This window comes from Aeromonas sp. TS_SC_11, from assembly GCF_057318915.1.
In genome coordinates, this window is record NZ_CM170470.1 from 4,238,113 (window position 1) to 4,251,262 (window position 13,150).

The 13,150-nt window shown below is 56.6% G+C and carries 13 protein-coding genes and 3 tRNA genes; 9 read left to right on the forward strand and 7 right to left on the reverse strand.

Annotation, left to right across the window (positions count from 1 at the left end; genetic code table 11):
• Positions 1-417: 417 nt before the first annotated feature.
• A complete protein-coding gene (cysS, locus tag AC1P02_RS19560) occupies positions 418-1,794 on the reverse strand; it encodes a cysteine--tRNA ligase (RefSeq protein ID WP_234577595.1) in 1,377 nt (458 codons plus the stop codon).
• A gap of 191 nt (positions 1,795-1,985) precedes the next feature.
• Between cysS and AC1P02_RS19565 the strand changes: the two genes are divergently transcribed.
• From AC1P02_RS19565 to AC1P02_RS19585, 5 genes are all read left to right on the forward strand, one after another.
• Positions 1,986-2,483: a peptidylprolyl isomerase gene (locus AC1P02_RS19565; protein WP_059113897.1), complete on the forward strand. Its 498-nt coding sequence runs from the start codon at positions 1,986-1,988 to the stop codon at positions 2,481-2,483.
• Positions 2,473-3,183 carry a DUF4269 domain-containing protein gene (locus AC1P02_RS19570; RefSeq protein ID WP_265457024.1) on the forward strand — a complete coding sequence of 237 codons (711 nt, stop codon included), beginning with the start codon at positions 2,473-2,475 and terminating at the stop codon, positions 3,181-3,183. The genes AC1P02_RS19565 and AC1P02_RS19570 overlap by 11 nt, the downstream gene beginning before the upstream one ends.
• A complete protein-coding gene (locus AC1P02_RS19575) occupies positions 3,180-3,944 on the forward strand; it encodes a UDP-2,3-diacylglucosamine diphosphatase (RefSeq protein ID WP_485182994.1) in 765 nt (254 codons plus the stop codon). Before AC1P02_RS19570 ends, AC1P02_RS19575 begins: the two co-directional genes overlap by 4 nt.
• Positions 3,945-4,024: 80 nt before the next feature.
• On the forward strand, positions 4,025-4,273 hold the full coding sequence (locus AC1P02_RS19580; protein WP_017413027.1) for a GlsB/YeaQ/YmgE family stress response membrane protein: 249 nt from the start codon (positions 4,025-4,027) through the stop codon (positions 4,271-4,273).
• Positions 4,274-4,408: 135 nt separating this feature from the next.
• Positions 4,409-4,585 carry a DUF3606 domain-containing protein gene (locus AC1P02_RS19585; RefSeq protein WP_005314534.1) on the forward strand — a complete coding sequence of 59 codons (177 nt, stop codon included), beginning with the start codon at positions 4,409-4,411 and terminating at the stop codon, positions 4,583-4,585.
• A 138-nt stretch (positions 4,586-4,723) separates the two neighbouring features.
• On the opposite strand, the gene AC1P02_RS19590 is transcribed toward AC1P02_RS19585, so the two are convergent.
• Positions 4,724-5,497: an SDR family NAD(P)-dependent oxidoreductase gene (locus tag AC1P02_RS19590; RefSeq protein WP_277733953.1), complete on the reverse strand. Its 774-nt coding sequence runs from the start codon at positions 5,495-5,497 to the stop codon at positions 4,724-4,726.
• Positions 5,498-5,616: 119 nt separating this feature from the next.
• On the opposite strand from AC1P02_RS19590, the gene AC1P02_RS19595 reads away from it, so the two are divergent.
• The 4 genes from AC1P02_RS19595 to AC1P02_RS19610 all read left to right on the forward strand — a co-directional run bounded on the left by AC1P02_RS19595 (position 5,617) and on the right by AC1P02_RS19610 (position 9,856).
• Positions 5,617-6,513: a LysR family transcriptional regulator gene (locus AC1P02_RS19595; RefSeq protein WP_485182998.1), complete on the forward strand. Its 897-nt coding sequence runs from the start codon at positions 5,617-5,619 to the stop codon at positions 6,511-6,513.
• 448 nt (positions 6,514-6,961) lie between these two features.
• On the forward strand, positions 6,962-7,429 hold the full coding sequence (locus AC1P02_RS19600) for a hypothetical protein (protein WP_429180759.1): 468 nt from the start codon (positions 6,962-6,964) through the stop codon (positions 7,427-7,429).
• Positions 7,430-7,635: 206 nt separating this feature from the next.
• The gene (locus AC1P02_RS19605) at positions 7,636-8,367 is read left to right on the forward strand and encodes a hypothetical protein (protein ID WP_021141035.1); all 732 of its coding nucleotides are present in this window, start codon (positions 7,636-7,638) and stop codon (positions 8,365-8,367) included.
• Between the two features lie 694 nt (positions 8,368-9,061).
• On the forward strand, positions 9,062-9,856 hold the full coding sequence (locus AC1P02_RS19610) for a PA3715 family protein (RefSeq protein ID WP_485183000.1): 795 nt from the start codon (positions 9,062-9,064) through the stop codon (positions 9,854-9,856).
• Between the two features lie 191 nt (positions 9,857-10,047).
• Here AC1P02_RS19610 and AC1P02_RS19615 read toward each other — a convergent pair.
• The 5 genes from AC1P02_RS19615 to uvrC all read right to left on the reverse strand — a co-directional run bounded on the left by AC1P02_RS19615 (position 10,048) and on the right by uvrC (position 13,133).
• Positions 10,048-10,134 (reverse strand) — tRNA-Leu (locus tag AC1P02_RS19615).
• A 41-nt stretch (positions 10,135-10,175) separates the two neighbouring features.
• Positions 10,176-10,249 (reverse strand) — tRNA-Cys (locus AC1P02_RS19620).
• Positions 10,250-10,284: 35 nt separating this feature from the next.
• Positions 10,285-10,360: transfer RNA gene (locus tag AC1P02_RS19625), tRNA-Gly, on the reverse strand.
• Positions 10,361-10,543: 183 nt separating this feature from the next.
• Entirely contained in the window at positions 10,544-11,098 is a 555-nt protein-coding gene (pgsA, locus tag AC1P02_RS19630; RefSeq protein WP_005320074.1) for a CDP-diacylglycerol--glycerol-3-phosphate 3-phosphatidyltransferase, read from the reverse strand.
• Between the two features lie 184 nt (positions 11,099-11,282).
• Positions 11,283-13,133 (reverse strand): excinuclease ABC subunit UvrC, encoded by a 1,851-nt coding sequence (gene uvrC, locus AC1P02_RS19635; RefSeq protein WP_011898565.1) that lies wholly within the window; start codon positions 13,131-13,133, stop codon positions 11,283-11,285.
• Between the last annotated feature and the right edge of the window lie 17 nt (positions 13,134-13,150).

Genomic DNA, 13,150 nt, shown 5'->3' on the forward strand with positions numbered 1-13,150 from the left:
TGATCATCTGACATCACGGACAGGCACGGTATTGGTTCCCCCTGCAAACCGCCGAGTCGAGTTTAACGGGTCAGGAGCGCCATCAGGGATGATGGCGCAGCCGCAGCCGGCACAGGGATGTGCCGTCTGCGGCGCTCCGTCCGACCCGTTGGACGAGACGAGGGAACCCGCGAAGCGGGCGGTTTGCCGGGGGAAAAGACTTTTGGTGACTTTTGGTCTTTCAAAAGTCACTCGCCCCAGCCCGAAGGGCGGGCGAAACCCCTTCGAGGGCAAGGCCCTCGCGTCCTGCATGGCGAAGCCATGCCAATCAGGAGAGAGGGAAAGTGCCAGCCCTCAGACAGGCCACAAAAAAACCGCAGCCCCAGGGCTGCGGTTTTTTATTGGCTCAACCTGTTGTCACCAACGGGGCCACCGGCCTTACGCACGGCGCCAGCTGGTCTTGCCAGCCCTGTCTTCCAGCACGATCCCCATCTCGGTGAGACGGTTGCGGGCGGCATCCGCCGCGGCCCAGTTCTTGTCGGCGCGGGCCTGGTTGCGCTGGACGATCAGTTGCTCGATCTCGGCTACTTCGTCATCGGCCTCATTGCCCTTGAGGAAGGCGTCCGGATCTTGTTGCAAAATACCGAGCACGGCGCCCAGTTCGCGCAGACGGGCACCGAGGCCTGCGGCCACGCTCATGTCTTCCGCTTTCTGGCGGTTGATCTCGCGCACCAGATCGAACAGGGCCGAGTAGGCTTCCGGGGTGTTGAAGTCGTCGTCCATCGCTTCCTTGAAGCGGGCAACCTGTTCGTCACCACCGGCAGCGGCGGCCACCGGCAGATCGCGCAGGGCGGTGTACATCCGCTCCAGGGCAGCGCGAGCTTGCTTCAAGTTATCTTCCGAGTAGTTGAGCTGGCTGCGGTAGTGACCGGACATCAGGAAGTAACGCACGCTCTCGGCGTCGTAGTGGGCCAGCACATCGCGGATGGTGAAGAAGTTGCCAAGGGATTTGGACATCTTCTCTTTATCCACCATCACCATGCCGCTGTGCATCCAGGTGTTGACGTAGTCGCCACCGTGGGCGCAGCAGGACTGGGCAATCTCGTTCTCGTGGTGCGGGAACTGCAGATCGGAGCCGCCGCCGTGGATGTCGAAGTGGTTGCCAAGGTGCTTGGAGTTCATGGCGGAGCACTCTATGTGCCAGCCAGGACGACCCGGACCCCAGGGGCTTTCCCAGGTCGGCTCGCCGGGCTTGGACATCTTCCACAGCACGAAGTCGAGGGGGTTGCGCTTGGCATCCACCACGCCAACCCGGGCACCGGCTTGCAGCTGCTCCAGATCCTGGCCCGAGAGCTTGCCGTAGTCGGCGTAGGAGTCGACGATGAACATGACGTCGCCGTTGTCGGCCACATAGGCGTGATCCTGCGCGATCAGGCTCTCTACCAGCTCGATGATTTCACTGATGTGCTGGGTGGCGCGGGGCTCGACGTCCGGGCGCACCATGCCGAGGGCATCAAAATCCTGGTGCATGTCGCCGATCAGGCGCTCGGTCAGATCGTCGCAGGTGACGTTGGTCTCGGCGGCACGCTTGATGATCTTGTCATCCACGTCGGTGACGTTGCGCACATAGTTGAGCTGATAGCCGCAGTAACGCAGGTAACGGGCCACCACGTCGAAGGCGACGAAGGTGCGACCGTGGCCGATATGACAGTGATCGTAGATAGTGACGCCACACACATACATGCCCACCTTGCCCGGGTGGATAGGTTTGAATTCTTCTTTTTGACGAGTGAGTGTGTTGTATATCTTCAGCATCTTATGACCACTGCCTGTGAGTAAAATGGCCTGCCATTCTACCCGCATCCTGTGGAGAAAACGAGGCAGAAAACAGGCCGGATCCTGCGTGCCATCTATGCCGCAGCCCCTTGATGGGCTAGAATTGCCACCACTTTATGCCATAGCCGCGAGCCGCCTTCGCGCCCGCGCCACATTTGAAAGGACATATCATGGTTACTCTGCACACCAACCACGGCGACATCACCCTCACCCTGAACGCCGAAAAAGCCCCGGAAACCGTGGCCAACTTCCTGCAATACTGCCGTGACGGTCACTACGACAACACCATTTTCCACCGCGTCATCGACGGTTTCATGATCCAGGGCGGCGGCTATGCCCCCGGTTTTGAAGAGAAAGAGACTCGCGCCCCCATCAAGAACGAAGCGGCCAACGGCCTGTCCAACAAGGTCGGCACCGTCGCCATGGCCCGTACCATGGAGCCGCACTCTGCCAGTGCCCAGTTCTTCATCAACGTGAGCAACAACGACTTCCTCGACTTCAAATCCGCCACCACCCAAGGCTTCGGCTACTGCGTATTTGGTGAAGTGACCGCCGGCATGGACGTGGTCAACAAGATCAAAGCCGTCAAGACCGGCAACTCCGGCCGCATGCACCAGGATGTGCCGGTAGAAGACGTGGTGATCACCAAGGTGACCCTTGCAGACTGATCTCTGCCTTCTGCGAGATGAACTGACTGCGGCCCCGGCCGCAGTTTTTCCATCTGCGCGCTTGACCGCCGGCCCGAACTGGCGCCGCCTCGACTATCTGGCCCGGGGTAATCCTCGCCAGCGCGCGGCCCATGCCCTGCTGAATGACACGCCCCTGTGGGGGGAATTGCAGAGCCTGTGTCTGGATGTGGCACTGGTGAGCACTCTGGCCATCGGGCTTGACCGACCAGGCAGCGATCTCGACATCCTCTGCCAGCATAGCGATCCCGCCGCCCTTGCCGACCTGTTTGCCCAACGTCAGTGGCAGAGCCGCGCCCTTGGCAGCGACATCTGGCTGCTGGAGCAGACCCTGATCGATGGCGAGGGCACCCCCTGGCCCATCGAGCTCTATGTCACCCCGGCGCGGGTCGATACCCTCAACGGCTGGCGACACCTCAGCCTGATGGCCGCCTTGATAGAGCACTTTGGCCACGACTTTTACCAGACACTGCGCACCTTGCGCCTGCAACAAGGGCTGAAAGGGGAAGCGGCCATCTGCCGCCTGCTGAAGTTGCCCGGCGACCCTTATCAGGCGCTGTTGACGCTGGAGGGGCGCGACCTTGACCAGCTTGACTGGCAGCCTCAGGCACAGGCACCCTCTGCTCAGCCAGCCACTTTTTCCAGCCATCCAGTTATCAGGGCCCCTTGCACACCATCATGAGCACCCTCTTTATCAGTGACATTCACCTGTGCAGCGATCGGCCCGACATGACGGCCGCCCTGGTACGCTTTCTGGAGCGCGACGCCCCCGGTGCCGATGCCCTCTATGTACTGGGGGATCTGTTTGAATTCTGGATTGGCGACGATGACCCCAATCCGCTCCATCACGCCATCGCCGATGCCTTTGCGGCCCTGCGCCAGCGCGGCGTGCCCATCTACTTTATCCACGGCAACCGCGACTTTCTGCTGGGCCGGCAGTTTGCCAAGCGATCAGGCATGACACTGCTGGCTGATCCTTGCGTGATCGACCTCTATGGGGATCGGGTGCTGCTGAGTCACGGCGATCTGCTCTGCACCCTGGATCTGGGCTATCAGAAACTTCGCCGCATCACCCAGCTCAAATGGCTGCGCTGGCTCTTCTTGCGCCTGCCCCTCACTCGCCGCCTCGCCATCGCCTGCAAGATGCGTGGCCAAAGCCAGATGGAAAACGTGCAGAAGAGCCAGACCATCATGGATGTGACGCAAGCGGCGGTGGACGCACTGCTGCGCCAGCACGGCTGCCGGACGCTGATCCATGGTCACACCCACAGACCCGCCATTCACGATTTCACGCTCGACGGTCAACCTGCCCGCCGTATCGTGCTGGGAGACTGGTTCGAGCAGGGATCCGTGCTGGTATGCCGCCCGGGCGAGCAGCGGCTGGAGCAGCGCACCTTGCCATCGCTCAATCCTGCCGGGGCCCATGAGTCCGACAATCTGTGACCAGCCGACCATCGCCAGCCCTTCGCACCGTCGCCCCCTCCCCTATAATGTGAGCTCACATAGATAACGAGGAGTTGGCCATGGGATTTATCACCTGGATCGTGTTGGGGCTGTTGGTGGGTATTCTGGCGAAGTGGATCATGCCGGGCCGTGATGGCGGCGGCTTTTTCATGACGGTACTGCTGGGGATCATCGGCGCCATGGTGGGCGGCTATGTCGGCACCCTGCTGGGCCTGGGCTCAGTGACAGGTTTCAACCTCTCCAGCATCGCCATCGCGACCATGGGGGCACTGATAGTGCTGTTCGTGTTCAACAAGATCCGCAGCTGACCCGTCCCCACCCTTATCTTGAACGGGTACAGGGTTGTGTGAAGCTCGTCACCATGCGGCATGGGTATATGGGGGATGATGGCGACCAGGCAGAAACTTCTTTCTCGCCAGCCATTTCCATCAGTTGAGGTTCGTATGCCTGACAACAACACCCTAGCCCATCCCCTTGACGCCAAGAGCATCAACGTCAATGACCCCTATGAGATGAAGCTGTGGATCAAGACCTTCGAGTGCACCGAAGTACAGCTGAAAAGAGCGGTGAAAGCCGTCGGCACCTCGGGCAAGGCCATCCGAAAACACCTCAAGAAGTAGCCGTTCGAGAAATGGTAATCCGCTGAAAAAGCCCCGCGAGGGGCTTTTTGCATGAGTCATCACCATCATCCTCAGTCAGGTGCAGGATCACAGCACGGACACAGGCTCACAGCGGACCAAGGTCGAGCGCATCCTGGCTTAACGCAATCCGGCAATGGTGAAACCGCCATCGACCAGCAGACTCTGACCTGTGATGAATCGGGCTTCGTCGCTGCACAGCCAGGCAACCACGTCGCCAACATCGTCAGCCCCACCGATACGCCCGGCCGGTGTCAGTCTCACAAAAGGCTTGAGCGTCTCTTCATTCGCCCCCATCCGTTGTGCCATCGGCGTGTTGATGATGCCGGGATTGACGTTATTGATGCGGATGCCATGAGGGCCGGCTTCCAGCGCAAGGGCGCGGATCATGGCATCCAGCCCGCCCTTGCTGGCGGAATACGCCGCCGAGCCAGCAGTCGCGCCCCGGGTCAGCCAAGATGACGTATTGACGATAGCGCCACCGCAACCGGCGGCCGTCATCGCTTCCAGCTCATATTTCACTGACAACCAGACCCCTTTCAGATTGGTGGCGATCACGCGATCAAATTCAACTTCCGTCATCTCGCTGATCGGCGCAAAACCCTCCACCCCTGCGTTATTGAAGGCCGCATCAAGGCGCCCAAAATGGGCCAGCGTCACAGCAATCAGCGCCTTCACCTGAGCACTGTCCGTTACGTCTGTTGGCACCGCAAGCGCTTCCCCGCCCTGGGCGCGGATCAAATCGACAGTCTCCAGCAGTTCAAGCTCCCGTCGTCCGGCGACCACGACTTTTGCACCATCACGGACAAACGCCAGCGCCGCTGCCCGACCAATTCCACTTCCGCCCCCCGTAACCAGCGCGACACTATCTTGCAGACGTAATGATTGAAACATCTCTGTACCTCGTTAATGAAAGACTCGATGGAGGTCAGACTATAGGTGGCTTTATTGCCGCGAATAAGCCACCTTATATCGCATAATTTACTGGCCTATATTCAGCAATGGGAAATGCAGTGCGAACAAATGAATTTGGAGAACTGACTGCATTTGTTGCGGTTGCAGAAGAGAAAAGCTTTCGCAAAGCAGCGGCACGCCTGAATTTGACGGCATCAACGCTCAGCCATTCCCTGCGTGCGCTGGAGGAGCGGCTCGGCGTCAGACTGCTGAACCGTACTACCCGTACCGTTTCGCCGACCCAGGCAGGTCTGGCCCTGCTGGCAGAGATAGCCCCGGCATTCAACGTTATTGCGAATGCCGTCGAGAAAGTAAATACGTTCAGGGAAAGCCCACAGGGAAGGGTGCGGATCAACACGCCAAGGATCGCAGCTGACATGATATTTCTGCCGCAGTTGCAGAAATTTTGCCATCAGTATCCTGATATCCAGCTGGAGCTGGCTACCAACGACGGTTTCGTGGATATCATCAGCCAAGGTTTTGATGCCGGTGTACGCATTCGCAGCGATGTTCAGCAAGATATGAGTGCGGTTCGTCTGACGGCAGATTTCCATTCTGCGGTGTATGGCTCACCGGCGTACTTCGAACGGCACGCCATCCCGCTGACCCCCGCCGATTTACAACATCACTTGTGCATCGGACGGCGGGAAATCACAGGAGGGTCTTTATACCGCTGGGAATTCGAAAAAGATGGCAGGCAAATCGCGGTTCCGGTTAATGGTCCGGTGACGGTCGACAACGTCAGCATGATGACTCGCCTCGCGCTGGACGGCATAGGACTGGTCTATACAGCGCAAAGCCCCGAACACGATGACCTGGTGACAACCGGCCGACTGATACGGGTTCTGGCAGACTGGTCGATCACCTACCCCGGCTTCTTTCTCTATTATCCCGGCCACAGGCAGTTGCCTGCGGCACTAAAAGCTGTGATCGATTGCTTCCGCTTGCCGTTTTGAACCGGCACGGAAACAACGTCATATGACACAGTTCAGATTTCCAGTGCGTCAGTGCCTTGCGCACTGGCAAACCCGCGTTGAGCTCATGGATCAAGACAAGCCCCCCTGTAACAACAAGTCCAGCTCGCGCTCCAACACCGGGATAAGCTTGATGCTGTCGGTTTTGCCATCCGGGATATTGATGAACATAGGGCGACAGTTTCCCACCCCTTGCTGTTGGTAATCTTTTCTTTCATCTCCTGCTCGGTTCGGCTTGCCCTGCTGCAGGTAGACAACGCAGCCAGACCTCATTACTGAGTGATAACCTCATACTAAAGCATCACCAATTTAGGGGTATTGATCCAAAAAATAAGATTTAAAAATCAATACGTTAAGTGATAATCTATTCTCTTATAACCAAAATATATAATTAGCATTTAAAATGTCACATCTATCATTGACCATATGTATGTCGTCATTTGGGAATGAAACAATGAGAGATAGGGGGCAAATAGAAAGGCCAGTTGATGATGTCATTCCTCTTGGCTATGACTCTCGACGTTACGTCCGTTTTGTTCTTTCTGGTGGGGGTTATGTTGTCCAGTGCCATCTAGACAACATCTGGTTTGACGCATTCAGACCTGCGCTAAGGATGAATCTTCGCGACGTCAATATCCGTGGCGTGGGGCTGATGGGCAAGGCACAGCTCAAACCTGGAGACAGGCTGATTATTCCATCACCTCAGGACTATTTGATGCATGCAAAGGTAGTTCGCTGTGCACCAGACCCCCTTTTCCCGAAGCTCTACAGGATCGGCCTGGTATGGGACCGGCTCCTTCCCGCTAGAGTGCTTTTACAATGGGAGTCTTTTGTGTTGCCACCCCAGCTTCCTGATTTTCATGAGCAAGTATCTATCTTGGAAAGCTTATCCAATTGAATTTGTGTTCTTTTTAGAGCCCACCACCAACAACGATGTGTATTCCGTCTCAAGCCAGCACCGCCTGTAATGATAACTTAATCAAAAAAGAATTATTGTCACTTGATCCATTCGAATCTCATTGCTAGGCTCCATTTCACGTGGAGCAGAAGTAGATATGTAGCTACGCGGTATCCCTTACATTTCATCAAGGAAAAGGAAATACCATGGAAAGCATCGCTATTGCAGCATCCCAGCTCAACTGGAACGGCGGACAACGCATCACCCTCAAAGCCGGTGACACTGCAACCTGTACTGTGCTGCGTCCCGACCAGCTGTATGGGATCTTCATCTACAACTCGGCCCAAAATGACAACAACGCTGCGGTGAACGTTGTCTGGAGTAACAGCCAACCTCCCTGCCAAATCACAGTACCGGGTACGACGGCCAACGCAGGCCTGGCATCAATGGGCTTTGTGTCTGGCACTGACACTCAAACCATTTCCGTCTCACTGCCCAGCAACAGCGGCATCGCCCAAGTTGACCTCTGGCTGGGCAGTGTCAGCATGCCGACCAATACTGCCGGTCTGAACAACCAGCCGTTGCAAGCCAACGGTGATCCGGTGCCGTTCAACAAATACACTCGGTACTATGCAGTGCCTCCGTCAAAATGGATGAACCTGACGATCGCCAGTACCATCACCCAGTTCATTTCATGCCAGTTCCGGCAAGACAAGGCGACCGTGTTTGTCGTCAACGAGACCTCCAACGGTCTGCTCAAAGGTCAGATCACCAAGATGGGGCCGACGGCCAGTGAGACCGGGGCAATTACCATCACGACCTCCCAGATCCAAAGCATTACCGAGAACCTGCAGGGCGATGGTTCGCAGTGGGTTTGGATGGATGCAGACAGCCAGCAGAACTCCCAGAGTGCAACTATTGCACTGCAGTCTCTGTAATCGACCCAAGCGTCTTGACGTCAAGAAGGCCCCACAATGTGGGGCCTTCTTCTATCTGCCTGACGGTGCCTGAACATGGCATGGGAATGGCGCAGCACCATCATCGGGCAGCGCGGTATCATACGTGAAGCCTGTGCACGCTCACAGCCTCCTAACATATGGCGGCGACGCCCCCATCGCCGCGTTTGCGTCACGGAATCCATGCTCTTCCGCTACCGCCTGCGGGCTGCATCAATAAAATTTTTTACAGAAGTGGATTACCGCAAAACCATAGGCCAAGGCCACGCCAGATAAAGGATCTCGGGCGAGGTTAGGATCTGAAAAGAAGGATCCTTTTGCAGTTTCTTACAGTTTCAAGGGGGGCTGGCTTAGGACGCTGAAAACGTAACTCGTTGAATATATTTGGAAGCCTGCACTTTGTGTGGGGATTTAAATAATCAGGAAGGGTCCAGTTTGCCGCGAGGGAACAGCTGGAAGGCTGTTTATTTCAGTCGGTTAAGACTAATGAGAGCCGATTTGATAACTGAATTTTTGAAAGGGGCCGATCAGTCTTGATGCCCTTACCCTCCCCCACGATTGTGCGGTCCGTTCCCCCAAACAATGTGGACTCGCACACCCCCTGGAACATTGTTAAAGTGCCAGCCCGCATAAAACTCAACAACCTATAAAACGCGTAAGACTGAAGGCAAAAGCTATGGTGATAACAAAGTCGCTGGTATGCGCAACGATACCTACACTGCTGCTACAAGTGATCAGCTTTGGCACATGGGCTGAAGGAGAACAAGTTTGCTCGTCAAATCAACTAGCGGCCATCAAGACTCGTTTGCCTTCAAACACCGAGCTGACAGCTAGTGCCTGTAAGACGTTGCCAAACCAGCCAGAGGTAACCTTAATCTCCTACATTTTCCCAGATAATGGGGAGCGCAATGATGATATGTATCTACCCACAAGTCTCTGGCGAGTAGAACTCATTTCCCAGGGGAAAGTAAGACAGCGGTTTGAGGAAATCATTGAAGAAGATGCCAGCATCCGTATCGGTAGCGCCAGTATATGGCTCGATACAGCGCCCTACCTACTGACCAAAGGAGAACGAGCCTTTGGCGTAAGATTAGATATCGGCTATGGCCCCTCGTGCGCCGATGGTTTTAGGTCCAACTTTTTACACCTCTTCCGAGTGCATGGCGGAACCCTACAGCGCATCATGAACGGCGCTCCGATGCTGCACACCTACATACGAAAAGGCATGCCTTGCTCACCAGAACCAATAGATTTAGAACGGGGCATGTCATACATCCAAGTCATGCCAGAGATGTCGAACGGTCTGCACGATCTTAAAGTTTTAACCAAAGCGAAAACCGAGACCGTTGAGCAGGATGGTTCCTCTCAAACCTCCAGCCAGAGAACATTGAGTACCACCCTGCGCTTCAATGGCCATGAATACCCGATTGGAGAATGGGATAACTTACCGAGCAAGGAGTGGTGGAAGTAAGCGGCTATACCCTGCTCCACACGGTAAAATCGTCGGGTATGTACAGAACCCTGTAAAAGCCTGCCCTTCAACAGGCTTTGTTGTTTTTAGTTGAAAGAACACTCCATGGACTCGATACAATCACTGTCGCCATTTGACCAAAAACAAAAAGGCCACTATTGCTAGTGGCCTTCGTAAGTCTTTGATTTTAATGGTGCCCGAGGCCGGAATCGAACCGGCACGACGCGAACGTCGAGGGATTTTAAATCCCTTGTGTCTACCGATTTCACCACTCGGGCACCGCAATCGGTATCAAGTCCGCGTGGCGGGCTTGTCAATATGGAGGCACGTTCCGGAGTCGAACCGGACTAAACGGATTTGCAATCCGCTGCATAACCGCTTTGCTAACGCGCCATGCAAAAGAGAGTTGGCTCTCTATTGTCTGAATTTGGAGCGGGAAACGAGACTCGAACTCGCGACCCCGACCTTGGCAAGGTCGTGCTCTACCAACTGAGCTATTCCCGCATTGGTCTGGCTGACTGCCTGACTACGAGGACGCATTCTAGCGATGTTCCTCGCTCAGTCAACCAAAAATATTTAATACCCTGATCGTTCGGGTGTTTTTTACCCTTTTCCTGCACTTTTACCACTCATGAGCGTTTCCCTGCCCCAACGACAGGGAAACACCGTTTTCTGCCAGGGCAGAAACTAGAAGCGGGAGTGGTAGGTCAGATCGCCCCAGGCCGCTTTCATGTACTGGAACATGGACCAGAAGGTGAGCACGGTCGCCACATACAGCAGCACGTAAGCGAGCCACACCATCCAGATGTCGTATTGCCAGATAAGGCCGGTGAGCGACACCATCTGGATCATGGTCTTCCATTTGCCAATCCAGCTGACTGCAACCGCGGAACGCTTGCCAAGTTCGGCCATCCATTCACGCAGGGCGGAGATGATGATCTCGCGGCCAATCATGGTCATGGCGGGGATGGTGACCCAGATGGTGTTGTAGTGTTCGACTATGACCACCAGGGCCGCGGCCACCATGATCTTGTCAGCGACCGGATCGAGGAAGGCACCGAAGGCGGTGGACTGATTCAGCTTGCGGGCGAGATAGCCATCAAACCAGTCGGTCGCGGCCGCCAGAGTGAAGACGACAGCCGCCGCCAGATAGGACCACTGATAGGGAACATAAAACAGGATGACGAAGACGGGGATGAGCAAAATCCGAAAAAACGTCAGCAGGTTAGGAATATTTGTCATTATTTTCAGCCACTTCTTGTATGCCGCTACATGGTAGCCCCAAGCCGATCACGGATGCAACCGGACAGGCGCCCGCCTTGGTCTATTAATCCATCAATAACCTCAGGATGCGGGCCATTATGGCATTTTCAGCCCCCTTGCGTCACGGCTCTTGTGCATCAGGATCCGGGGTTGAGAGCTATGTTCAGAGCGAACGCAGTGCATCATGGATCGACTGGGCCAGCTCCTGGCTGATACCCGGCACCTTGGCGAGATCGTCCACCCCTGCCTTTTTCACCTCCTGCAAGCCCCCCAGATACTTGAGCAGGGCTTGACGACGTTTGGGCCCGACCCCCGGAATGTCCTCCAGGGTACTGCTAGTACGGGCCTTGGCGCGCCGTGCTCTGTGGCCGGTAATGGCAAAACGGTGGGATTCATCACGAATATGCTGGATCAGGTGCAAAGCGGGCATATCTGCCGGCAAGTGCAGCTCTTCGTGGCTCTCCCCCATGATCAGGGTCTCCAGCCCCGCCTTGCGGGTTACTCCCTTGGCAATGCCCACCAGCAGCGGGTATTTGCCGCCGAGAAACTCCTGCTGACGTGCCAGGATCTCCTCGGCGCGGCGCAACTGACCCAGGCCGCCGTCGATAAAGAGCACATCCGGCACCTTGTCCGGCTCTTGCAGCTTGCCAAAGCGCCGCTCCAGCACCTGCTCCATGGCAGCGTAGTCATCACCCCCTGTGATGCCGTCAATGTTGAAACGACGATACTCGGAGCTAAGCGGCCCTTCGCGGTTGAACACTACGCAAGAGGCCACGGTACGCTCTCCCATGGTGTGGGAGATGTCATAACACTCCATGCGGGCGATGGGGCGCTCCAGCTCCAGCAGCTCTTCCAGCTGGCTGAAGCGGGCCGTGGTGGTGCTCTTGTGGGCGAGGCGCGAGCGCAGCGCAGTCTCGGCATTGATGGAGGCGAGCTTGATGAAGCGAGCCCGCTCGGCACGGGTACGGCTCACCACCCGCACCTTGTAGCCAGCAGTCTGGCTCAGGGTGTCGGCGATCAGGGTTTCATCCTCGAGGGCGACGTCCAGCAGCACCTCGCTCGGGATCTGCCTGCCCCCCTGCCCCGACAAATAGAACTGCAGCAGGAAGGATTGCACCACCTCTTCAAGGGGCGTGTCACTCGGGACCTTGGGAAAGTAGCTGCGCGAGCCGAGTACCTTGCCCTGGCGGATAAAGAGCACATGGATACAGGCTGCGCCCTGCTCGAACGCGACACCGATGACGTCCAGGTCGTCCAGCACGTTGCCGCTCACCGATTGCTGCTCTGTCACCCGGCGCAGCGCCTGGATCTGATCCCGATAGCGGGCCGCTTCTTCGAAGCGCAGATCGCCGCTGGCGGACTCCATCTTGCCCACCAGCTCACCTATCACCTGCTGGTTCTTGCCCGCCAGAAACAGCTTGGCCAGCCCCACCTGCTGGGCATACTCAGCCTCGCTCACCAGACCGGCGACACAAGGACCGGCGCAGCGTTTGAGTTGATAGAGCAGACAGGGACGGGTGCGATTGGCATAGACGGCGTCTTCGCACTGGCGCACAGGAAAGATTTTCTGCATCAGATGCAGGCTCTCGCGCACGGCGCCGCCGGAAGGGTAAGGACCGAAGTACTCCCCTTTAATCTTGCGGGCACCGCGATGTACGCCGATGCGGGGGTGCTGGTGCGCCGTGATGATGATCCAGGGGTAGGATTTGTCGTCCCGCAACAGCACGTTGTAACGCGGCTGGTACTGCTTGATGAGGTTGTGCTCGAGGATCAGCGCCTCTGTCTCCGTGTGGGTCACCATGACCTGAATGTCGGCGATCTGGCGCACCAGGGTACGGGTCTTGATGCTGTCGACATTGGTACGAAAATAGGAGGCGAGCCGCTTTTTCAGATCCTTGGCCTTGCCCACATAGATGACGGTACCACCGCTGTCATACATGCGGTAAACGCCGCTCTGGTGGGTCACTGCACTCAAAAAAGCCTTGCTGTCAAAGAGAGGTTCAGAAGTCGTCATGATGGCTCCTGCGACAG

What these genes read in the sequence shown, in the direction of transcription:
- AC1P02_RS19580 (WP_017413027.1), top strand. Translation starts at nt 4,025, where the DNA reads ATGGGATTTATCACCTGGATCGTGTTGGGGCTGTTGGTGGGTATTCTG.
- pgsA (WP_005320074.1), bottom strand. Translation starts at nt 11,098, where the DNA reads ATGACAAATATTCCTAACCTGCTGACGTTTTTTCGGATTTTGCTCATC.
- AC1P02_RS19585 (WP_005314534.1), top strand. Translation starts at nt 4,409, where the DNA reads ATGCCTGACAACAACACCCTAGCCCATCCCCTTGACGCCAAGAGCATC.
- AC1P02_RS19610 (WP_485183000.1), top strand. Translation starts at nt 9,062, where the DNA reads ATGGTGATAACAAAGTCGCTGGTATGCGCAACGATACCTACACTGCTG.
- AC1P02_RS19565 (WP_059113897.1), top strand. Translation starts at nt 1,986, where the DNA reads ATGGTTACTCTGCACACCAACCACGGCGACATCACCCTCACCCTGAAC.
- cysS (WP_234577595.1), bottom strand. Translation starts at nt 1,794, where the DNA reads ATGCTGAAGATATACAACACACTCACTCGTCAAAAAGAAGAATTCAAA.
- AC1P02_RS19600 (WP_429180759.1), top strand. Translation starts at nt 6,962, where the DNA reads ATGTCGTCATTTGGGAATGAAACAATGAGAGATAGGGGGCAAATAGAA.
- AC1P02_RS19590 (WP_277733953.1), bottom strand. Translation starts at nt 5,497, where the DNA reads ATGTTTCAATCATTACGTCTGCAAGATAGTGTCGCGCTGGTTACGGGG.
- AC1P02_RS19605 (WP_021141035.1), top strand. Translation starts at nt 7,636, where the DNA reads ATGGAAAGCATCGCTATTGCAGCATCCCAGCTCAACTGGAACGGCGGA.
- uvrC (WP_011898565.1), bottom strand. Translation starts at nt 13,133, where the DNA reads ATGACGACTTCTGAACCTCTCTTTGACAGCAAGGCTTTTTTGAGTGCA.
- AC1P02_RS19575 (WP_485182994.1), top strand. Translation starts at nt 3,180, where the DNA reads ATGAGCACCCTCTTTATCAGTGACATTCACCTGTGCAGCGATCGGCCC.